Source organism: Rhodococcus sp. NPDC127593 (genome assembly GCF_042671975.1).
Classification (GTDB): Bacteria; Actinomycetota; Actinomycetes; order Mycobacteriales; family Mycobacteriaceae; genus Rhodococcus_F.
Genome location: NZ_JBHXWI010000038.1, coordinates 59654 through 79983, shown reverse-complemented (window position 1 = coordinate 79983; position 20330 = coordinate 59654). Strand labels below are relative to the sequence as shown.

Sequence of the window (20330 nt, the reverse complement as noted above, 5' to 3'; positions counted from 1 at the left end):
GATCCGGCCGGAGAACGTACTCCGGTACCGTAAGGACGCAATCACAGCACTCGATTGCCCGACCGACACGATTTTGACGAGCAACAGAAGGCTGGAGTAACAACCACATGACCGAGGATCCGACAAGTCGCCCTGGCGCGTCCTACGCCGCCGCAGGAGTGGACATCGCCGCAGGCGATCGGGCGGTGGAACTCTTCGCTCCCTTGGCCAAGCGTGCCAGCCGCCCCGAGGTTCTCGGTGGTCTCGGTGGATTCGCGGGTCTGTTCTCGCTCAAGGGTGACTACAAGGAGCCGCTGCTCGCGGCGTCCACGGACGGTGTGGGCACCAAGCTCGCCGTCGCTCAGGCACTCGACAAGCACGACACCGTGGGTCTCGACCTGGTCGCGATGGTCGTCGACGACCTCGTCGTCTGCGGCGCCGAGCCGCTGTTCCTGCAGGACTACATCGCCGTCGGGCGAGTCGTCCCGGAGCGTGTCGCCGAACTCGTCAGCGGCATCGCCGAAGGCTGCATCCAGGCCGGTTGCGCGCTGCTCGGTGGCGAGACGGCGGAGCACCCCGGTGTGATGGCGGACGGCGACTACGACCTGTCCGCGACCGGCGTCGGTGTGGTCGAAGCCGACCAGGTGCTGGGGCCCGACCGGGTCCGTCCCGGCGACGTCGTGATCGCCATGGGTTCGTCCGGACTGCATTCCAACGGTTACTCGCTGGCCCGCAAGGTTCTGCTCGAGATCGACCACATGAGCCTGACGGCGCATGTCGACGAGTTCGGCCGCACCCTGGGCGAGGAGATGCTCGAGCCCACGAAGATCTACGCCAAGGACTGCCTGGCCCTCGCCGCCGAGACCGATGTGCGCACGTTCTGCCACGTCACCGGCGGTGGACTGGCCAACAACCTCGCGCGAGTCATGCCGAAGGGTCTGGTCGCCGAACTCGACCGCGGCACCTGGAGCCCGGCTCCGATCTTCGCGATGATCGCGCAGCGCGGACGCGTGGAGCGGGCCGAGATGGAGCAGACGTTCAACATGGGTGTCGGCATGGTCGCGATCGTGGCGCCCGAGGACGTCGATCGTGCGCTGGCCGTCCTGACGGCGCGGCACATCGACTGCTGGACGCTGGGCAGCATCAAGAAGTCGCACGACGTGTCGGCCGAGCGCGCAATTCTCGCCGGCGATCACCCGAGGTTCTAGGCGGACGCCGTCTGTCGGAACGGGGCGAGCTAGCGGCCCCGACCGGCTGAAGATGTGGAAATGAGGGGGAGCCGGTACCGGCTCCCCCTCATTTCGTTGTCTTCAGATCTCAGCGCCGCCAGTCGTCGTCGTCCTCCCGGGAGTGACCCTCCCTGTCGGCACGCTGGTCAGCGAAGACCTCGTCCCGATGCGAGTTGGACGACCCACCTGAGAGCTCTCGTTGCAGGCTGTCGAAATCCGTGGTCGGTACGCTGTACTTCAGCTCGCGTGCAACCTTGGTCTGCTTTGCCTTAGCCCGGCCGCGGCCCATGGCTGACCCCCTCGCGCTTTCGCGGGGCGGCCTGGGGAATTTGGCGGCCCCGTTTGAGTGTGTAAGTTCCTGCCCCACACTCTAGCGTGGAAAAGTCCCTCGCGCTTCCATCCACACCCCGAAGCGGTGTCGGTTTAGTCTCACCGGGCTCGCGAGCTGCCCCGATGCCGGTATTTCGCCTTCAGAAGACTCCCGGAATTGCCCGGACCGTCCCCACTCGGACGCCGCCGCCGAGCACCGGCTGCGATGCGAGGGCCGCCAGATCCTCGGTCCACTCGGCGCCCATCCGGTGGAGAAGTGCTGCGGCGAGGGGTAACCGGGCCCGTTCGTGGCCGTCGTCGATCTTCAGCGCGAACGCCGAGCCGTCGGGAAGAGCGCCGGCGTAGACACCGTCGGCTCCGGCCTTCGTCATCAGCCCGGGCACGACCGGCATCAGCCGCGCGTCGTCCTTGCCGGTGCCCGAGACGAGGTACGGGTGCTCGCGGACGGCGTCGGCGACGGCGAGCTCGGGGGAGTCGGGCTCGGCGGTGACGAGCCGGGCGAACGCCCGCGCCAGATGCGTCAGCGACAGCGGGACGATCGGCAGCCCGCATCCGTCGATGCCGAGCTCGGCGTCGACGTCGCCGCTGATCGACCCGAGCGTCTCGACGACCGCGAGTTGCAGCGGATGCGTCGGCTCGAGGTAGCTGTCCAACGGCCAGTCGTTGGCCAGGCACGTGGCGAGCATCGCCGCATGCTTGCCGGAGCAGTTCATGTACACCGGGCGGGGGAGCTCACCGGCGGCCAGCAGTTCGGCCCGCGCGAGTTCGTTGGAGGGCAGATCGGCGGGACAGCGGAGCTGGTCCTCGTCGAGGCCGTACCGGGCGAGCAGCCGCTCGACGAGTTCGATGTGATCCGACTCGCCCTCGTGGGATGCGGTCGCGATCGCGAGCTCTTCGGAACTGGACGGCTCGAAGCCGTTCCGCAGCATCGTCACGGCCTGCCACGGCTTGTTCGACGACCGCGGGTAGATCGGCGTGTGCACCTCACCGAGGGTGAGCGCGATCTCGCCGTCCGCGCGGAGAATCACCGCGGAACCGCGGTGGACGCACTCACGGAATCCGGAACGGACGACCTCGACCAGTTCGATGCTCAATACCTGACCTGCACTTCCAGTCCGGCGATCCGTCGGCGGGCCTTGTCCGCGACGGTCGGAGAGAGGTTCTCCTGCTGTTCGAGCAGCGCCGCGAACCGTTCCGGGTCGCGGCCGGTGAACAGATCGCGCACGGTGACGCCGTGGCCGGGCACGTGGATGCGCTCGACGGTGTCCCAGGCGGTGACCGACCCCTCCGTCACCACCCGCAGGTACGCGCCCGTGTCCGCACGTTCGGAGAACCGCTTGACCCACCGGGGCTCGGCGGCCCAGACGCCGAACGTGCCACACGGTGTCCGCGGGCTGGTCACCTCCAGTTCGGTGGTGCCGATCCGCCAGCGCTCGCCGATCACGGCGTCGCTCGCGGCGATCCCGTCGAGGCGGAGGTTCTCGCCGAACCATCCCGGGGGCAGTTCGCGGCCGAGCTCCGACGCCCAGCGCTGCGCCTCGTCCTCCTGGTAGGCGTAGACGGCCTTGAACGGGCCGCCGTGGTATTCGGTGTCGCAGACGCGGTCGCCGACCAGTCCGGCGGCCGTGACGCGCACGGGGCCGTCGACGGGGCGCTTGTCGATCGCCGTGCGGGTCACCCTCCGGGTGCCGCTGTCCCGCTCGGTGTGCAGCACGCAGACGGCCAGCACCTCGCCGGCCGTCGCGGTAGCCTCGCTCATCGTCCCCGGAGCCGGTCGACGGCGGCGCGGCCCGCCTGGACCGTGTCGTCCGCGGGCACCGAGTCCGGGTCGATGGACGCGGCGCACGAACCGACCACCAGTTCGGTGTCGGTGGGGATGGACCGTTTGACGAGGGCCAGCGCGATGGGTCCGAGCTCGTGATGGTCGATCACCGTGCCGATCCGTCCGACCGCACGGCCTCCCGCCGTCACCGGGTCGCCCGGTTCGGGCCGGCCTTCGGCGCTGCCGTCGAGGTGCAGCAGGACGAGGTGGCGGGGCGGTTTACCGAGATTGTGGACGCGGGCCACCGTCTCCTGGCCGCGGTAGCAGCCCTTCTCGAGGTGGACGGCGCCGTGCTCGGCGGGACCGCCGATCCAGCGGACCTCGTGCGGGATGGTGCGGTCGTCGGTGTCGAGTCCGATCCGGGGCCGTGCGGCGGCTACCCGGAGTGCCTCGAACGCCCACGTTCCCGCGGGAGCGGCGCCGGCGGCGGTGAGCCGGCCCCACCACGTCGCGAGTCCTTCGCGCGGGATCAGCAGGTCGAAGGAGTCGGCGGTCGGCCACGGCATACGGCGGACGAACCCGCCCCCGGGCACCGCGGCGGCGGCGTACGGCTCGGCGGGTGCCCCGACACCGGCTGCGTCGAGGACCGTCACGGCGTCGGGGCCGATCACGCTGAGGACCGCGAGCTCGTTGCCCTCACGGGGCTCGGCCTTGGACCAGAACACCATCTTGGTGAGGAAGGACAGGAGGTCGGGTCCGCGGTCGGCCTCGGTGTCGATCCAGGTGACACCGTCCAGGTCGGTCTGGACGAAGTGGTGCTCGACGCGGCCGTTGACGTCGAGGCTGAGGTTCTCGGCGCTCGCGCCGTCGGGGAGCGCGGCGACGTGCTGGCTCGAGATGGTGTGCAGCCAGGTGAGTCGTTCGGGTCCGCTGATCGCGATGACGAACCGATGGGAACGGTCGACGACCACCGCGGAACGTTCCGCGGTGCGTTGTTCGCCGAGCGGATCGCCGTGATGCCAGGCGACGCCGGCGTCGGGAGAGCCTTCCGGCGCAGGGACCGCGCCCGGGGCCGTGACGAGTGGACTGGGTGAGACGGGCAGTTTGTCGACCACGAACCCAGTCTAGGGACCATGGACCACAGGTGGCGGTCAGCAGGGTCGATAGGCTGGGTGTCATGTCTGATCGAGTGCTGGTGACGCTGGACCACGAGGTGCGGGACGCGGATGCCCCCCTGCTGCACGCGGACGATCTGGCGGTGGTGCGCGGCGACGGTGTCTTCGAGACGCTGCTGGTGCGCGCCGGTCGCGCACTGAAGGTCGAGCCACACCTCACTCGTCTCGTCGCGTCGGCGCGCGCCCTCGGGTTGCCTACCCAGGACCTGGACGACTGGCGGCTGGCCCTCGAGCTGGCCGTCGAGGAGTGGGGGTCCGAGCGGGAGGGCGCCATGCGACTCGTGCTCAGCCGCGGCCGGGAGTCCGGTGGCGACGCGACCGCCTTCGTCACCGTCGGGCCGGTTTCCGAGCGGATCCTGGAGGCACGGCGCGACGGAGTGTCGGTACTCACACTGGCCCGTGGCTACTCGGTGGATCTGTCGGCGAGCGCGCCGTGGCAGCTCCTCGGGGCGAAGACCTTGTCGTATGCCACGAACATGGCGGCGCTGCGGTACGCGGCAACACTCGGCGCCGACGATGTGATCTTCGTCAGTAGTGAGGGGAATGTGTTGGAAGGGCCACGTTCCACGGTGGTCATCGCCCGCGAGAAGACGCTCCTCACGCCGCCGCCGGAGCACGGAATCCTGCCCGGCACCACGCAGCAGGCGCTGTACGAGGTGGCGTCCGGCAAGGGGTTCCGCTGCGAGTACGCGGCGCTGCGTCCGGCGGATCTCATTACAGCGGAAGGTGTTTGGCTCATCTCCAGTGTCACCATGGCCGCGCAGGTGCGCAAGATCGACGGGCTGGCCCTGCCTGTGGCGCCCCTCGCTGACGAGATCGTGGAGCTGGTCGACCTCGCGGTCGAGACGGCGGGTACCGAGTCCGCGGAGGCTTGACAGGTCTACTACATTTCGTAGTAGCAAAGTCCTGCGGGGGAAACGACCCCGCAGTACGTTGTTTTCAAGGGTCGGGCGGAAGCCCACGCTCCGGCCCTGAAGCCTGTCCTACGGGCCCAGTTTCGGAGTAGCCATGGATGCCTTGGATGTCTCCCGGTGGCAGTTCGGCATAACCACCGTCTATCACTTCATCCTCGTTCCGCTGACGATCGGGCTCGCCCCGCTGATCGCCGTCATGCAGACGATGTGGGTGGTCACCGGAAAGGACCACTGGTATCGGCTCACCAAGTTCTTCGGAAAACTCTTCCTGATCAACTTCGCGCTCGGCGTGGCCACCGGCATCGTGCAGGAATTCCAGTTCGGGATGAACTGGAGCGAGTACTCACGCTTCGTCGGTGACGTGTTCGGCGCACCCCTCGCCCTCGAGGGACTGGTGGCGTTCTTCCTCGAGTCGACGTTCCTGGGCCTCTGGATCTTCGGCTGGGGACGGCTGCCCAAGCTCGTCCACCTCGCCACCATCTGGCTCGTCGCGATCGGTGTGAACGCGTCCGCGTACTTCATCATCACCGCCAACTCGTTCATGCAGCACCCGGTCGGGGCCATTTACAACCCCGAGACCGGACGCGCGGAACTCACCAGCATCTGGGAACTGCTCACCAACAACACAGCTCTCGCGGCCTTCCCGCACGTCGTGGCCGGAGCGTTCCTCACGGCAGGCACGTTCGTGGCCGGCGTCGGCGGCTGGTGGATGGTGCGCAGCATGCGCAAATCGAAGGAAGCCACCGAACCCGAAGTGGCGAAGAAGCACGAGGAGACCGCCCGGACGATGTTCCGTCCGGTCACCATCCTCGCGCTGTGGGTGATGGTCGCCGCGGGCATCGGACTCGCGATCACCGGCGACATCCAGGGCAAGCTGATGTTCGAACAGCAACCCATGAAGATGGCATCGGCCGAATCGCTGTGCCACACCGAAACCGGTGCCGACTTCTCCATCCTCACCGTCGGCACCCAGAACAATTGCGAGAGCATCACCCAGCTCATCAGGATCCCCGGGCTCACCTCGTTCCTCGCGGACGGCACCTTCGACTCCACCGTCGAGGGCGTCACCGAGATCCAGGCCCGCTACGAGGAGATGTACGGGCCCGGCAACTACAAGCCCAACCTGTTCGTCACCTACTGGACGTTCCGCGCGATGATCGGCTGGGCCGCCGGGTCGGCGCTACTCGCCGTGGTCGGTCTGTGGATGACCCGCGGCGGCCGCGTCCCGGACAAGAAGTGGTTCGGCTGGCTGTCCATCCTCGTCATCCCGACGCCGTTCCTCGGGAACAGCGCGGGCTGGGTGTTCACCGAGATGGGCCGCCAACCGTGGGTCGTGGCACCCAACCCGACCGGTGTAGACATGATCAGACTGACTGTCGACCAAGGCGTCTCGAATCACTCCGCGTGGACCGTCTGGGTCTCGCTCATCACGTTCACGGTGGTCTACGGGGCGCTGGCCGTCGTGTGGTTCACGCTCATCCGCCGCTACACGATCGAGGGACCACTCGAACACGACGCGCATCCACCGGGCGACGACCACGACGAGCCCGAAGAACCGGGCAAGCCCGAGCAACTCTCGTTCGCGTACTAGGGAGACGGTCATGGGACTTCAAGAAGTGTGGTTCATCCTGATCGCGGTGCTCTTCATCGGGTACTTCGTCCTCGAGGGATTCGATTTCGGTGTCGGCATGCTGATGCCGGTGCTGGGCAGGCGCAAGGACCCGAACGGGGACACGCGACGGCGGGTGGTGCTCAACACCATCGGCCCCGTGTGGGACGGCAACGAGGTGTGGCTCATCACCGGTGGCGGCGCGTTGTTCGCGGCGTTCCCGGAGTGGTACGCCACCCTGTTCTCCGGCTTCTATCTGCCGCTGCTGATCATTCTCGTCGCGCTCATCGTCCGGATCTGCGCCATCGAGTACCGCGGCAAGATCGACGACGACACCTGGCGCAGGCGATGCGACTGGGGCATCGTCTTCGGGTCCTGGGTGCCTGCCGTGCTGTGGGGTGTCGCGTTCGCGAACATCGTGCGGGGTGTCGACATCGACGCCGACAAGCAGGTCACCTCGAACCTCTTCGATCTGCTCAATCCCTATGCGCTGCTGGGCGGTCTGACAACCGCACTCGTGTTCGCACTGCACGGCGCGGTGTTCCTCGCACTCAAGACGGCCGACGAAGTACGCACGGACGCCGTCGAACTGGCGTCCCGGCTCGCCATCCCGGCCGTTCCGGTGGCAGGCGCGTTCGTGCTGTGGACACAGCTGGCGCACGGCAAGGGCTGGACGTGGATCCTCGTCGCGATCGCCGCAGCCGCACTCCTCGGGGTGGTCGCGTTCACCCGCGCCGAACGGGAGGGCTGGGCGTTCCTGCTCACGTCGATCGCGGTCATCGCCACCGTGGCCCTGCTGTTCGGCTCGCTGTTCCCCAACGTCATGCCGTCCACGCTGGACGCCGCGTACAACCTGACCATCGACAACGCCTCGTCGAGTCCGTACACGCTGAAGGTGATGACGTGGGCCGCAGCCTTCCTCACCCCGGTGGTGCTGATCTACCAGGGCTGGACGTACTGGGTGTTCCGTCAACGGATCTCGACCAAGCACATCCCGCCGTCGATCGGTCTCCCGCTCGAGCGCAGATGAGCACAGCGGTAGGCGACGCACCCCGCCCGGTCGAGGAACGCCCGGGCGGGGAGCGAGGTTCCCGGCGCCCCGTCGATCCCCGCCTCTGGCGCTACTCCGCGGCCGCCCGCGGGTATCTCGTCCTCACGGTCGCGCTGTCGATCGTCAACGTCGCGATGGTCATCGTGTCGGCGCTCATGATCGGCCGCGTGCTCGGCGGAGTCATCGTCGACGACGCCACCGACCTCGGCCGGTGGTCCACCGAACTGGTGGTCCTCGCCGCCGCGGTGGGAGTGCGGGTGCTCGCCACCTGGCTGCAGTCCCGGTTCGCGCACCGCTCCGCCACGCGGGTCGTGGCGGAGCTGAAGGGGGAGGTCCTGGGCGTCGCCACGCGCCTGCGACCGCGCGAGCTCGATCCGCGGCGGGACGAGATCGCCACCGTGCTCACCCGCGGAATCGACGGTCTCGTGCCGTACCTCACCGGGTATCTTCCGGCCCTGGTCCTCGCGGCGACGCTCACTCCGGCGACGTTGGCGGTCATCACGTTTCAGGATCTGACGTCGGCGGCGATCATCTTCGTCACGCTACCGCTCATCCCGATCTTCATGATCCTCATCGGCCTGCTCACCAAGGGCAAGGCCGCCAAGACACTGACGGCGATGACCACGCTGTCCTCCCAGTTGCTCGACCTCCTCGCCGGACTGCCCACGCTCCGCGCGCTGGGCCGCGAACAGGGACCGGCGACTCGGGTGCGCGAACTCGGCGACGCCCACCGCCGCACCACGATGTCGGCGCTGCGGGTGGCGTTCCTCTCGTCGATGGTGCTGGAACTGCTGGCCACGCTCTGCGTCGCACTCGTCGCCGTGAGCATCGGACTGCGGCTGGTGTACGGGGAGATGGGACTCGAAGCGGGAATCGTCGCACTGATTCTCGCGCCCGAGGTGTACCTTCCGCTGCGGATGGTCGGAACCCAGTTCCACGCTGCCGAGGACGGAATGGCCGCGGCGAGCCGGGCCTTCGCCGTCATCGACACAGATCGTCCCGACGCCGCCGACGGTGCGGTCGTGGTGGTCGCGGCCGGGGCGCGTCTCGAATTCGACGGCGTCGACGTCCGGTCCCGGCACGGCCTGGCGCCGCACGGACTGACCGGGACCCTCGAACCCGGCGCGGTGACCGTGCTGACCGGGCCCAACGGGTCCGGGAAATCGACTGCGGTGCAGGCACTCCTCGGCCTCGTCGAACCCGAAGGTGGGGAGGTGCGGGTGGCAGGCGCCGCCGTCGCTTCGCTCGACCGGTCCGCGTGGTGGTCGCAGGTGGCGTGGCTCCCGCAGCACCCCGTCCTCGTTCCCGGCACCCTGGACGAGAACCTTCGGCTCATCGGCGAGGTCGTCGACCTCGAACAGGCCTGTGCGGCGACGGGTTTCGACGAGGTCCTCGCGGAACTCCCCGACGGCTGGAACACGCGCGTCGGATCCGGCGGGACGGGACTGTCGCTCGGACAGCGGCAGCGGCTCGCCCTGACCCGCGTGCTGGCCACCCGGCGTCCCGTCCTGGTGCTCGACGAACCCACCGCACACCTCGACGACGCCTCGGAGCGGACCGTGCTCGATTCGCTGCGGAGCCTGGCCGCCGCCGGCCGGACGGTCGTGGTGGTGGGGCACCGGCCGACCGTGCTCGCGGCCGCCGACCGGGTGATCGAGGTGAGCGCCGATGTCGCGTGACCCGCTGATCCAGGCATTGCCGCTCCTCGACCTGCAACCGGGACGGGTACTGCGGGCCGTCGCCGCCGGCGTGGCCACACTGGGCAGTGCGCTCGCGCTGGCGGCGCTGTCGGCGTGGTTGATCACGAGGGCGTGGCAGATGCCGCCCGTCCTGGACCTCAGCGTCGCCGTCGTGGCGGTGCGGGCACTGGGCATCTCCCGCGGCGTCTTCCGCTACCTCGAGCGGCTGGCCACCCACGACACCGCCCTGCGCGGGACCACATCCGCCCGCACCCAGCTGTACCAGCGGCTGGCCGATGGCGACCCCGCGGCCGCTGCCGGCCTGCGCCGCGGCGAACTCCTCGCCCGCACCGGGGCCGACGTCGACACCCTCGGTGACGTCGTGGTCCGCGCGGTCATTCCCATCGCCGTGTCCGTCGTCCTGGCCGTGGCCGCCGTCGGCATCCTCGCGGTGATCTCGCCCGCCTCGGCGCTCGTGCTCGCGGTGGCGCTCGCGGTGTCGGGGGTCGCGGCGCCCTGGTTGTCCGCGCGGGCCGCCCGCCTGGCCGAGACGTCCGGCGCCGATTCGCGTGCCCGGTTCAGCGAGGACGCCGTCACGGCGCTCGATCACGCCGCGGAACTTCGCGTCGCGGGTCGCCTCGACCGGACCGTGTCGCGGGCGGTCCGCTCCGAACATGCCGCGGTCGCGGCCACCGACCGCGCCGCCGCACCCAGCGCGTTCGCGGACGCCGCCACGCCGCTCGCGGTGGGCGTGAGTGTGATCGCGTCGCTACTCATCGGCATGGACCTGTACGCGTCGGGGACGATGAGCCCGATGGCGATGGGCATCCTCGTGCTCCTGCCGCTGTCCGCGTTCGAGGCCACGGCCGCGCTGCCCGCGGCAGCGGTCGCACTGACCCGCGCCCGGATCGCATCGCGCCGCATACTCGCGGTGCTCGACGCCGCCGTCGCGGATCCGCACCCCGGAGACCGGGAACTGGACGGACCCGCACAAGTCGTCGCGAAGGACCTGCGGTGCGGCTGGCCCGGAGGGCAGGTCACCGCCCCGCTCGACCTCGACCTGTGGCCGGGCGCCCGGGTCGCGATCGTCGGCGGCAGCGGGTCCGGGAAGACGACCACCCTGATGAGCCTGGCCGGTTTGCTCCCGCCGGTGTCGGGGACGGTCCGGGTCGACGGACTCGACCTGCACCACGTCAGGTCCGAGGTTCTCCGCCGCAACGTCGGATTCTTCGCGGAGGACGCGCACCTCTTCGACACGTCCGTGCTCGAGAATCTGCGGGTGGCGCGCGGCGACCTCGAGGAGGCGGAAGCAGTGACCGTCCTGGAGTCCGTCGGGCTCGGGGGATGGGTGTCGGGGCTGCCGGAGGGCGTGCACACGTCCCTCGCCGGCGGTGCCAGGGCGGTGTCCGGCGGACAGCGTCGCCGGCTGCTCCTCGCCAGGGCGCTGCTGTCGCCCGCCCGGGTGCTGTTGCTGGACGAACCGACCGAACACCTCGACGCCGACGCGGGCGCCGACCTGCTCCGGCGACTGCTCGCGCGCGACGGCGAACTGGTGTCGCCGCAGCGCACCGTCGTGGTGGTCACCCACCAGCTTCCGGAGGATACCAGCGCTGACCTGGTGATACGGGTCGAGAAAGCTGAGAGCGAAAATGCGTTGCCGACTCCGTGAGTGCGGCGTACGTTCTTCAGTACACGAGGAAGGAGGTGGTCTGAAATTGAATGACAGACGGACACGTGAGGTGGCTGCCAGCTAGCCGCTACCGCTGACGGAATTCACTGACCGCGCGAGCGGCGAGCGAATCCCAGGCAGCTACCCGGCCCCCGAGCCCCCGGTCTGGTCCAGATCGGGCCCGGTGCGCAAGCACCGGAAGGCTCGGGGGCCGTTGTGCGCTCCGCGCCCGTGAGTACTTGTCAACCGCCCGACGTTAATAAGTACTCACGGCACTGCGGGCACGGATTCGGCCCACTCCAGCCGCCCCGCTCGAGCACCGTCCGCACCTCGGCCGCGACGTCGCATGAGCGCCGCGTCACCTCCTCCCAGCCGTAGACCAGCGCCGCCTTGCCGGCGAGTTCCGCCGCGTTGCCGCGACGCCGGTCGCGCAGCGCCACCGACCGCGACGAGTGGTACCGCAGTCCGTCCAGCCGCACGAGGAGCGGAACGCCGCTGTCCGAGTAGTCCACGTCCTCGTAGAGGGTCTTTCCGTCGACGAGCACAGGCGACTGTCGTCGGGCGGCCGGTAGTCCGTGCGCGAGTTCGACGTCGACGGCGTACCGGTGTTCGAGAATCGACTGGACTCCGTCGGAGACGAACGTCAGAGCATCGGTCAGAGCCTTGCGGTATCTGCGCGGTGGACGCTCCTCGATCCGTCGAAGCAGCTCGTGGACCGCAATGTTGCTGCCGGTGACCGCCGACACGAGGACCCGTGCGGCCGCCACTGCCGAGGGCTCCGCGACAGCGAGATCGACGACGGTGTCGGCCTGGGACGTTCGGGGCGGAAGCGTCGGGACGAGGATGTGGGCGTGCGCCCGGGATCGGTGCACCACGACCCCGGGGTGAAGGAGATCGCCCTCGCGGGGGACGGGACGGTCGGATCGCCGGCCGACCTTCCGATACGTCGGTCCCTGCGGCTCGGCAGACAACCCGTAGGGCACGGTGACGTGAATCGGCCCTTCGGGGTCGACGGGCATCAGCCCCCACTCTTCGGCCGCCGTCCGATGACTGAGAATTGCTCGGGGACCGCCGAACAGCAGCGCCGCCCACAGCCTCATCGGCCGGTCGAGCGGACCGTTCGTGACGGCGTAGACGCCGTGCAGAACCGCCGACCACTGGCCGGACTCCACCATGTGCTGTATCTGCCGGGTAGAGATACCCAGTCCGCGCAGTTGCCGGGCCGTGACGAGGCCGTGCTGATAGTCGAGGACGCGTTGGAATTCGGGTCTGAAGTCGATCGTCGCAGTCGTCATGGACGCGACGGTGCGTACGCCGACCGACAGGATTTGCCCGAAACGGACCGATCTCAACTGGCCTGTGGATGAACCTCAGGTTGTGGATAACCCGAGCCGTGAGTACTTATCAACCGCCCGTGGTTAATAAGTACTCACGGGCGCGAAGCGCACTAGCCAACGTAGCGGGACAGCCGCGCGGAGAGGTGGGGGCGCAGCTCACCGTCGGCGATGATGCGTTCCTCGACGTAGGCGAGGTCGCCACCCTCGACGATGCCGTAGAGGCGCTTGGCGCCGCCGACGAGAACACCGGAGGTGCTGCGGATCACGACGTCGGTCGCGAGCTCCCACGACGACTGCGTGAGGGCCTGGCCGTAGAACAGTTCGACGATGCCGGAGCTGTGGGCGAGGAGGAATTCGACGACTTCCTCGTTGGTGCTGCCGGGGATGCCGTCTCCGCTGATCCGCCAGAAGCCGGTCTCGTGGAGGTCGGGGCGCACGTAGTTGCCGTCGGCGTCGAGAACCCAGGTCTGGGATTCCCACTTGAGGTAGTTGCCACCGTTGTGGGAGACGATGATCTGCTGCCCGAAGGGGTAGTCGCCTGTGTCGGGGTCGTGGCCTTCCCCTTCACCGCGCCACACACCCACGAGGGGCAGCACTGCGAGGAGTTCGTTGTTCAGATCCGGGCCGAGCCGCAGATTTGCGGTGTCCTCGGGCAGCGGAAGGTCCGGAAGCTGCGGGATGTTCCGCGACGCCGTCGTCTTGGAACGCTCGATGGCGTCCGCGACGGCTGCGTCACCGCTACCACGACGCACAGCAGGGGGGTCCCCAGCGGGCGCGCTCGTAGTCGGGTGCTCGGAAGGCGGATCTGCGCCTGCGTCCGGGTTCTGACTCACGACTCGTCGGTGACCAGGCGGTAGATCGTGTAGAGCGAGAACCACGTGATCAACACGGCGGCAAGGACAAGAAGTACCTCGAAGAAGATAACCACGGGGACATCCTAAACCGAACCCGTCGAACGGTCGAAACGGGAGGCGACTTACGGTGACTGCGGCTACGGTTTCTCGAAGGCGACCACCCGGTCGGGTTCCGAACATCCCCATGCGGTCGTCTTGTCTCCCGTCCCTCCCGGAGGTCCCATGCATCGATCGAGTACTGCCGTCACCGGTCTGGTGCGGGCCGCGATCACGGCGACGGTGCTGCTGCTCACCGTCTCCGCGTTCGGCGCTCCCGGACTCGCCGTCGCCGCGCCAGACACCGGCAGCGCCGGTTCGGGGAGTGCCGACACGGACCGTGTCGATCCGAACAACTACGCCGTCGACTGCCCGGACATCCTCATCGTCGCGGTCTCGGGCGCGACGGATTCGGAAGAAGACCGAAACCCCCTCGCGGAGAGTGGCGAGGTGTGGTCGAACTGGGTGGGCAACGTGACGGTGCCGACCGGTGAGGCCAACAAGGGCGAGCCGGGAACGGTGGGGTGGATGTACGTGCCCTATCCGTCCACGTACGGCCTGGGTCTGCTGCAACCCGTTCCGACATACCAGGATTCGATGGTCGCGGGTGTCGCGTCGACGAACAGGATCCTCGACGAGAACAAGGCGAAGTGCGGCGACGACACCAAGTTCGTGCTGCTCGGATACAGCGTCGGCGCCGAGGTGGTCGAAAGGGTGGCGCGCGAACTCGGCCATCGCGACAGCAATGCTCTGGTTACCGCCGACGACATCGCCGGCGTCGCGTTGATCGGCGACCCGTACCGTCCCGCGGGCACCCCCTCGATGGGCGAACCCGGCCCACCCGGGGGTGGCTTCATGTCATCCGAGCCGGCCGACTACGGCGCTCTCGACGGCAAGATCACCTATGCGTGCCGCCCCTACGACATCGCGTGCGACGCGCCGCAGGAGATCGCCGTCCTCGAGCTGGCGCTCGGGGTGCTGGGACAGATGCACTTCACCCTGCTGAACCCGGGCCAGACCGTCTCCGACTTCGCGAATGCGGTATCGAGTATGGCGGCGCGGTCGATTGTGCACATCGTCACACACGAAGACTGGTTCGCCTCGGACGAATCCTTCCTGGATGTTCTCCGCAAGGTCGCCGATCAGACCTACGACCCCGACGGCCCGGACCGGAACATCCAGCTGTCCCAGGAGCAGATCGTCGAGGCGCTCAACTGGGCGATGGGCCCCGGTTCGGAGGTCGTGAAGGCGAAGCTCGCCGACGAGGGCCCGGGGTTCGTAGAGGACAACAGGGACGTCTTCGAACTGGTGATCAAGCCGTACATCTTCCTGGGCTTCATCGAGCACCTGTTCTATTGGAACAACAATCCGAACGACCCCTGGTACTGGGAGAGCGAGAAGGTCGTCGACTGGATCACCGCGCTCGCGCATTCGGAGAAGGATCGGAAGGCCCCGGCTGCCTCGTCCGCACCGGGCAACTAGATCCCTGCACGACAGAAGGGCCCCGCTCCGGATCCGGAGCGGGGCCCTTCTGGTGCTCAGCTGGTGACTACTCGCCGACCGTGACGTCGACGTTGTGCACGCCTGCGCTCGTCGGGCTCACCGTGGAGGTGCCGTTGCCGGAGCTGGACAGTGCACGCACGGTCCAGTCGCCGGGGGCGGCGAAGAAGCGGAAGTCTCCGGTGCCGGAGGCGACGACCTCGGCGGTGAACTCTCCGCCGCCGTCGAGGAGGCGCACGAACGCTCCACCGATCGGCTGGCCGTCAGCGGCGAGAACGCGGCCGGTGATGACCGTTTCCTTCTCGACGTCGACGCCCGCGGGCAGGGTCTGGGTCTGTACAGGTGCTCCACACATGGCTCAGTGAACCTCCAACTCGATGGGTGCGCCGACGAGTGAGCCGTATTCGACCCAGCTGCCGTCGTAGTTCTTGACGTCGGACTTGCCGAGGATCTCCTTGAGCACGAACCAGGTGTGGCTGGAGCGCTCGCCGATACGGCAGTACGCGATGGTGGGCTTCGACTCGTCGTAGCCCTTCTCCGAGTACAGCTTCTCCAGGTCGTCGTCCGACTTGAACGTGCCGTCCTCGTTTGCGGTGGTGCTCCACGGGATGTTGATGGCCGTGGGGACGTGTCCACGCTGCTGCGCCTGCTCCTGCGGCAGGTGCGCGGGAGCGAGGATCTTGCCGGAGAACTCGTCGGGCGAACGCACGTCGACGAGGTTCTTGCTGCCGATGGCGTCGATGACCTCGTCGCGGAACGCGCGGATCGTCAGGTCGGGTGCGTCGGCCTTGTACTGGGTGGCCTCGCGGGTGACGGTCTCCTTGGAGAGGGGACGCCCGTCGAGCTCCCACTTCTTGCGGCCGCCGTCGATCAGCTTGACGTCCTGGTGGCCGTACAGCTTGAAGTACCAGTACGCGTAGGCCGCGAACCAGTTGTTGTTGCCGCCGTAGAGAACGATGGTGTCGTCGTTGGCGACGCCCTTGGCGGACAGGAGATCGGAGAACTGCTGCTGGTTCAGGAAGTCACGACGGACGCCGTCCTGCAGGTCCTTCCGCCAGTCGAGGCGAATGGCGCCTTCGATGTGGCCGCCGTCGTATGCGCTGGTGTCCTCATCCACCTCGACGAAAACGGTCTTGGGGGCGTTGAGGTTCTGCTCAGCCCAGTCGGCGGAGACTAGGACATCGGAGCGAGCCATGGTGTTCCTTTCGATGTGTTCTTACTTGTGTCGGGTGGATCGAGCAGTGGTTCTCGGTGTGAAACTTTCAGGCCGCGGTGCGGAAGCGTGCGACGAGCGGATAGATCTGGCAGCCGAGGCAGAAGCCGAACGCGGCGTTGAGGAACGCCGCGAACAGGGCGAATGCGGTGGCCACGGCGCCGACGACGCCGGAGCCGGCGAAGAAGCCGACGGTGCCGACGGCGGCGAAGACGAAGCCGACGAGCTGCGCGAAGCGGAGCGGTGCGACGGGTTCGCGCTCACTCACCGGAGCGAGACGCGGCGCGACGAGGGTGCCGAAGATCCGGCCGTATGGGCTGCGTCGCGGCCCGGTGGCTGCGCCTGCCGCGAAGACGACCGCTTGCAGCGCCAGGAGAATTCCAGCTGCGACCAGCGAGAACGTCGACCCGACGAGCACGGCGACGAGAGCAGCGGTGGTGACCCAGGCGGCGAACCGGGGGCCACGAACGTCGACCTGCTCGAGCTCGAGTGTTGTGGACATGAGAAGTGCTCCTGCGGTGAGTCCTGAATGCTTGCCTGGCGCCGAACGACGACGGAAGACGTCGAATCGGGTTTCGATCACGTGCGCGGAGTCCGCGGTGTCAGCAGAAAGCGACAGCCCTGGTGATCAGCAACAGGTACAGCAACAAGCCCCGAGGCGGCACAGGTCTACCGTGCGGCGACGGGTGAGCATGAGCTCGTGGCTGGATTGCACGACGACGAGTTTACCCGGTTCTTCAGGAATTTGAAGCCGGGGGCCGGGTGAGGGGTCCCAGCGCGGCCCGCAGGTCGGTCGCGGCGGGCACTCCGGACACCCGGAAGCGTTGCTGCAGGTCGGCGTCGAGAATGAACGTCGTCGGCAGTGACAGAACGCCGAGTTCCTTGGCGAGAGCGGGATACTCGTCGATGTCGACCTCCACTTCGACGGGAGGTTCCGGCTCGCCGGCGAGGTCTGCGACGACCTGTCCCACCACCCTGCGCACCGCCGCGCAGGGTCCGCACCAGTCGGCGGAGAAGTGGAGAACGGTGGCCCGTCGAGGGTGCTCGGGCGACCCCGGCCCGACGCCCGCCGCCTCGAGGAGCAGTCGGCGTTCGTCGCTCACGACCGCGGTCGTCTCACCGGTGCTCCGGACCGCGCCTTGGCGACGTTGCCAGACGAGCCCGAACGCGACGGCGGCGAACAGTGCGATCAGTAACAGTGTGATTCCGGTCATCGGCTCTGCAGTTCGTTCAGGTCGATCGTGACGTTGTTGCCGACGCCCTCGATGACGATCTGCGAGCCCTCCGCGTAGACCTCCGTCGGCTGGACGCCGAACGGGAGTTCCCGGGGGTCGATCGTCCGGGTGAAGAGGCCGAGGATCGCGGGGGCGAGGGGATCGGGGATGGTGAAGTCGGCGTGGCCCTCGGGCCCGAAGTAGAAGTCGCTCGCGACGATCTTCACCTGACCGCCGTCGAGTACCAGGTCGGCCTGCACGCTGACGGTGGTCTCGATGGGCCCGACGGGGACGGTGCCGGTGAGGACGACGCCGCCCGCGGTCGGCATCCCCGATCCGCCGGAACCGCCGGTGCCGTCCGACTTGCTGGCCGGCGGGGCCGAAACCTGCAGGTCGGGGATGTCGAGGAAGCGTCCCAGGTCGGTGGCGTCGATGAGCATGCGGCCGGAGAGGTGATCGACCGGAAGGGTCTTCACGGAGCCGTCGACGAGGTCGGACAGCGGCGCAGAGACGCCCAGGAGGGTGGACTCGATCGTCACCTCACCCACGACGTCACTCTGTACTCCCTGGGCGCGGATCTCGATGTTCTCGTACTTTCCGTTCCACGCCTGGGTGAGGAACGGAAAGCCGTGAACCGTCACCTCGGGATCCGCGGTGAGGGACGCGCCGGCCCGCAGTTCCCGCGATACCCGGTACTCCGCGTAGGCCGCCGAACCGAAGTCGACGACGAGACCGAGAGCCACGAGGAAGACGATTCCGATGATGAGTTTCCGCACGGCCCCATTGTGACGGACACCGTTCGGGGGAGTGTCGGTGCAACCTCCGCGCCGGTTGCCGGGGGTTCGGTGCAACGGACGCCGACGTCGGCGCGCTACTCTGTCACCGACAAAAGTGTCGATACCTTCAGTGTCGATCTACCTGGACCGGCGGATGAACGATCCGTCGGCCGGCCGGGTACGACGGCGACGAGATGGGAGGCTGTGTGGAGCTACTGCTTCTTACCTCCGACCCCAACCCCGAGGCAGTGCTGCCTGCCCTCGCCCTGCTGGCGCATTCGGTGCGGCCTGCCCCGACGGAGGTGTCCTCTCTCCTGGAAGCGAGCTCTGCCGACGTCGCCCTGGTGGATGCGCGCACCGACCTCGCGGCTGCTCGCGGCCTCTGCAGGCTGCTAGGCAGCACGGGTTCCGCGGTTCCCGTGGTGGCGGTGCTCACGGAGGGCGGCCTGGTGGCGGTCAATTCCGACTGGGGTCTCGACGACATCCTGCTCCCGGGCACCGGACCGGCCGAGGTGGACGCCCGCCTCCGACTGCTGGTCGGACGCGCAGGCGGCGTCGCCAGCCCGGAGGCCTCGGGCAAGATCACGCTGGGCGAACTGGTCATCGACGAGGGCACGTACACGGCCCGTCTGCGCGGCCGCCCCCTCGACCTCACCTACAAGGAGTTCGAACTCCTCAAGTACCTGGCGCAGCACGCGGGTCGCGTCTTCACCCGCGCGCAGTTGCTTCAGGAGGTGTGGGGATACGACTTCTTCGGTGGCACCCGCACGGTCGACGTCCACGTGCGTCGTCTGCGCGCCAAGCTGGGCAGCGAGTACGAATCCTTGATCGGTACAGTTCGCAACGTCGGCTACAAGGCGGTTCGTCCCACCCGCAGCAAGTCGGGTGCGCCGGTGCCACCCGTCGACGACCTCGACGCCGACGACGCGGACTTCGAATCCGCGGAAGGGCCTGCGTTCCAGTGAGTGGTTCGGTGCAGTCCTGGGCTGATCGACTCGACGGCAAGCAGGCCGCGGACGTGTCTGCCCTGCTGGAACGCGCGACGGCGGCGGACGGAACCGCGCCCGTGTCGGAGCAGGGCTTACACGCCGTGTCCGGCGGAGGCGACGGTGTGCGTCACCTCGTGGAGACCGACGCCGATCGGATCGTCGGGTATGCGCAGCTGCAGCCGGGTCACGGGGATCATCCCGCGATGGCCGAACTCGCGGTCGACCCCGAAGCGCGTGGCCGGGGAATCGGTGGCCGGCTGGTCACCGAGGTCCTGTCCGAGGGTGGTCCGGACGTCCGCGTGTGGGCGCACGGCAATCTGCCTGCGGCGCAGGCGGTGGCGCAGCGTCTGGGGCTGACCGGTGCGCGCGAGCTGCTGCAGCTCCGGCGTCCGCTCGCCGATACGGCCCTCCCGGAACTCGTTGTGCCGGAAGATATTTCACTCCGCGTGTACCGAGGCGTCGAAGACGATCCCGAGGTGTTGCGTGTCAACGCTGCCGCCTTCGCCTGGCATCCCGAGCAGGGGTCGTGGACCGAACGTGAAATGGCCGAACGTCGCGCGGAGGCCTGGTTCGACCCGGCCGGCCTGTTCATGGCGTTCGCCTCGTCGGACGAGAAGCGGCTGCTGGGATTCCACTGGACCAAGGTGCATCCGAAGCAAGGCGACGAGCCCGCCATCGGTGAGGTCTACGTGGTGGCGATCGGTCCCGACGCCCAGGGACGTGGACTCGGCCGGTTGCTGACGCTCGCCGGGCTGCACTACCTGCGTGACCGCAGGCTCGGTGCGGTGCTGCTCTACGTCGAGGGCGACAACGCGTCGGCGCTGCACACCTACGACCGGCTCGGGTTCGAGCGGTTCCACACGGACGTCGCGTACGCGCGAGCCTGAGGCACTCCTCTACTGCGGCACCCGCCGTTCGTCTGGGAAATATGGACAAATGCTCGGTCTGTTCACCTTCCGTTCACCGATCGTGGTCCAACTGGACATTAGCTACCCCTAGGTTTCTCCATGGGCA

20 protein-coding genes are annotated in these 20330 nt (G+C 68.2%); 9 read left to right on the top strand and 11 right to left on the bottom strand.

Features of this window, described 5'->3' with window-relative positions:
* Positions 1–107 precede the first annotated feature (107 nt).
* On the top strand, positions 108–1187 hold the full coding sequence (gene purM / locus ACFVJ3_RS31195; RefSeq protein ID WP_005244377.1) for a phosphoribosylformylglycinamidine cyclo-ligase: 1080 nt from the start codon (positions 108–110) through the stop codon (positions 1185–1187).
* Between the two features lie 109 nt (positions 1188–1296).
* On the opposite strand, the gene ACFVJ3_RS31190 is transcribed toward purM, so the two are convergent.
* The 4 genes from ACFVJ3_RS31190 to ACFVJ3_RS31175 all read right to left on the bottom strand — a co-directional run bounded on the left by ACFVJ3_RS31190 (position 1297) and on the right by ACFVJ3_RS31175 (position 4415).
* The gene (locus ACFVJ3_RS31190; protein ID WP_005244376.1) at positions 1297–1497 is read right to left on the bottom strand and encodes a DUF3073 domain-containing protein; all 201 of its coding nucleotides are present in this window, start codon (positions 1495–1497) and stop codon (positions 1297–1299) included.
* A 181-nt stretch (positions 1498–1678) separates the two neighbouring features.
* Positions 1679–2632 carry an asparaginase gene (locus ACFVJ3_RS31185; protein ID WP_005561133.1) on the bottom strand — a complete coding sequence of 318 codons (954 nt, stop codon included), beginning with the start codon at positions 2630–2632 and terminating at the stop codon, positions 1679–1681.
* The gene (locus tag ACFVJ3_RS31180) at positions 2629–3297 is read right to left on the bottom strand and encodes an MOSC domain-containing protein (protein ID WP_378455746.1); all 669 of its coding nucleotides are present in this window, start codon (positions 3295–3297) and stop codon (positions 2629–2631) included. Before ACFVJ3_RS31180 ends, ACFVJ3_RS31185 begins: the two co-directional genes overlap by 4 nt.
* Complete coding sequence (locus ACFVJ3_RS31175) at positions 3294–4415, bottom strand: YgfZ/GcvT domain-containing protein (protein WP_378455745.1); 1122 nt, start codon at positions 4413–4415, stop codon at positions 3294–3296. Before ACFVJ3_RS31175 ends, ACFVJ3_RS31180 begins: the two co-directional genes overlap by 4 nt.
* Positions 4416–4477: 62 nt before the next feature.
* Here ACFVJ3_RS31175 and ACFVJ3_RS31170 point away from each other — a divergent pair, with 62 nt between their 5' ends.
* The 5 genes from ACFVJ3_RS31170 to cydC all read left to right on the top strand — a co-directional run bounded on the left by ACFVJ3_RS31170 (position 4478) and on the right by cydC (position 11397).
* Positions 4478–5350: an aminodeoxychorismate lyase gene (locus ACFVJ3_RS31170; RefSeq protein WP_378455744.1), complete on the top strand. Its 873-nt coding sequence runs from the start codon at positions 4478–4480 to the stop codon at positions 5348–5350.
* Positions 5351–5483: 133 nt separating this feature from the next.
* A complete protein-coding gene (locus tag ACFVJ3_RS31165) occupies positions 5484–6980 on the top strand; it encodes a cytochrome ubiquinol oxidase subunit I (RefSeq protein WP_378455743.1) in 1497 nt (498 codons plus the stop codon).
* Between the two features lie 10 nt (positions 6981–6990).
* Positions 6991–8028: a cytochrome d ubiquinol oxidase subunit II gene (gene cydB / locus ACFVJ3_RS31160; RefSeq protein ID WP_378455742.1), complete on the top strand. Its 1038-nt coding sequence runs from the start codon at positions 6991–6993 to the stop codon at positions 8026–8028.
* Complete coding sequence (cydD, locus tag ACFVJ3_RS31155; RefSeq protein WP_378455741.1) at positions 8025–9728, top strand: thiol reductant ABC exporter subunit CydD; 1704 nt, start codon at positions 8025–8027, stop codon at positions 9726–9728. Before cydB ends, cydD begins: the two co-directional genes overlap by 4 nt.
* Positions 9718–11397, top strand: a complete 1680-nt coding sequence (gene cydC, locus ACFVJ3_RS31150) for a thiol reductant ABC exporter subunit CydC (protein WP_378455740.1) — start codon at positions 9718–9720, stop codon at positions 11395–11397. The genes cydD and cydC overlap by 11 nt, the downstream gene beginning before the upstream one ends.
* Before the next feature lie 242 nt (positions 11398–11639).
* Here the strand turns inward: cydC and ACFVJ3_RS31145 are convergent, their stop codons facing one another.
* Together ACFVJ3_RS31145 and ACFVJ3_RS31140 are read right to left on the bottom strand one after the other, a co-directional pair.
* Positions 11640–12749 (bottom strand): type IV toxin-antitoxin system AbiEi family antitoxin domain-containing protein, encoded by a 1110-nt coding sequence (locus ACFVJ3_RS31145; RefSeq protein WP_378455739.1) that lies wholly within the window; start codon positions 12747–12749, stop codon positions 11640–11642.
* 95 nt (positions 12750–12844) lie between these two features.
* On the bottom strand, positions 12845–13567 hold the full coding sequence (locus tag ACFVJ3_RS31140) for an FABP family protein (RefSeq protein ID WP_378455738.1): 723 nt from the start codon (positions 13565–13567) through the stop codon (positions 12845–12847).
* A 243-nt stretch (positions 13568–13810) separates the two neighbouring features.
* Between ACFVJ3_RS31140 and ACFVJ3_RS31135 the strand changes: the two genes are divergently transcribed.
* The gene (locus ACFVJ3_RS31135) at positions 13811–15106 is read left to right on the top strand and encodes a cutinase family protein (RefSeq protein WP_378455737.1); all 1296 of its coding nucleotides are present in this window, start codon (positions 13811–13813) and stop codon (positions 15104–15106) included.
* 67 nt (positions 15107–15173) lie between these two features.
* Here the strand turns inward: ACFVJ3_RS31135 and ACFVJ3_RS31130 are convergent, their stop codons facing one another.
* From ACFVJ3_RS31130 to ACFVJ3_RS31110, 5 genes are all read right to left on the bottom strand, one after another.
* Positions 15174–15479, bottom strand: a complete 306-nt coding sequence (locus tag ACFVJ3_RS31130) for a DUF1416 domain-containing protein (protein ID WP_073363076.1) — start codon at positions 15477–15479, stop codon at positions 15174–15176.
* A 3-nt stretch (positions 15480–15482) separates the two neighbouring features.
* On the bottom strand, positions 15483–16319 hold the full coding sequence (locus tag ACFVJ3_RS31125; RefSeq protein ID WP_378455736.1) for a sulfurtransferase: 837 nt from the start codon (positions 16317–16319) through the stop codon (positions 15483–15485).
* A gap of 67 nt (positions 16320–16386) precedes the next feature.
* Complete coding sequence (locus ACFVJ3_RS31120) at positions 16387–16839, bottom strand: DUF4395 domain-containing protein (RefSeq protein WP_378455735.1); 453 nt, start codon at positions 16837–16839, stop codon at positions 16387–16389.
* Positions 16840–17074: 235 nt separating this feature from the next.
* A complete protein-coding gene (locus tag ACFVJ3_RS31115; RefSeq protein ID WP_378455734.1) occupies positions 17075–17551 on the bottom strand; it encodes a thioredoxin family protein in 477 nt (158 codons plus the stop codon).
* Entirely contained in the window at positions 17548–18327 is a 780-nt protein-coding gene (locus ACFVJ3_RS31110; protein ID WP_378455733.1) for an LmeA family phospholipid-binding protein, read from the bottom strand. Before ACFVJ3_RS31110 ends, ACFVJ3_RS31115 begins: the two co-directional genes overlap by 4 nt.
* A 206-nt stretch (positions 18328–18533) precedes the next feature.
* Here ACFVJ3_RS31110 and ACFVJ3_RS31105 point away from each other — a divergent pair, with 206 nt between their 5' ends.
* Both ACFVJ3_RS31105 and mshD read left to right on the top strand, forming a co-directional pair.
* Positions 18534–19292, top strand: coding sequence for a winged-helix domain-containing protein (locus ACFVJ3_RS31105; protein ID WP_378455732.1), 759 nt, complete (start codon positions 18534–18536; stop codon positions 19290–19292).
* Positions 19289–20203 (top strand): mycothiol synthase, encoded by a 915-nt coding sequence (mshD, locus tag ACFVJ3_RS31100; protein ID WP_378455731.1) that lies wholly within the window; start codon positions 19289–19291, stop codon positions 20201–20203. The genes ACFVJ3_RS31105 and mshD overlap by 4 nt, the downstream gene beginning before the upstream one ends.
* The last annotated feature ends 127 nt before the right edge of the window (positions 20204–20330 follow it).

Bases quoted from the DNA above. Each gene is read 5' to 3' on its own strand.
- purM (WP_005244377.1), top strand. From the start codon at position 108: ATGACCGAGGATCCGACAAGTCGCCCTGGCGCGTCCTACGCCGCCGCA.
- ACFVJ3_RS31190 (WP_005244376.1), bottom strand. From the start codon at position 1,497: ATGGGCCGCGGCCGGGCTAAGGCAAAGCAGACCAAGGTTGCACGCGAG.
- ACFVJ3_RS31180 (WP_378455746.1), bottom strand. From the start codon at position 3,297: ATGAGCGAGGCTACCGCGACGGCCGGCGAGGTGCTGGCCGTCTGCGTG.
- ACFVJ3_RS31170 (WP_378455744.1), top strand. From the start codon at position 4,478: ATGTCTGATCGAGTGCTGGTGACGCTGGACCACGAGGTGCGGGACGCG.
- ACFVJ3_RS31165 (WP_378455743.1), top strand. From the start codon at position 5,484: ATGGATGCCTTGGATGTCTCCCGGTGGCAGTTCGGCATAACCACCGTC.
- cydB (WP_378455742.1), top strand. From the start codon at position 6,991: ATGGGACTTCAAGAAGTGTGGTTCATCCTGATCGCGGTGCTCTTCATC.
- cydD (WP_378455741.1), top strand. From the start codon at position 8,025: ATGAGCACAGCGGTAGGCGACGCACCCCGCCCGGTCGAGGAACGCCCG.
- cydC (WP_378455740.1), top strand. From the start codon at position 9,718: ATGTCGCGTGACCCGCTGATCCAGGCATTGCCGCTCCTCGACCTGCAA.
- ACFVJ3_RS31135 (WP_378455737.1), top strand. From the start codon at position 13,811: ATGCATCGATCGAGTACTGCCGTCACCGGTCTGGTGCGGGCCGCGATC.
- ACFVJ3_RS31130 (WP_073363076.1), bottom strand. From the start codon at position 15,479: ATGTGTGGAGCACCTGTACAGACCCAGACCCTGCCCGCGGGCGTCGAC.
- ACFVJ3_RS31125 (WP_378455736.1), bottom strand. From the start codon at position 16,319: ATGGCTCGCTCCGATGTCCTAGTCTCCGCCGACTGGGCTGAGCAGAAC.
- ACFVJ3_RS31120 (WP_378455735.1), bottom strand. From the start codon at position 16,839: ATGTCCACAACACTCGAGCTCGAGCAGGTCGACGTTCGTGGCCCCCGG.
- ACFVJ3_RS31115 (WP_378455734.1), bottom strand. From the start codon at position 17,551: ATGACCGGAATCACACTGTTACTGATCGCACTGTTCGCCGCCGTCGCG.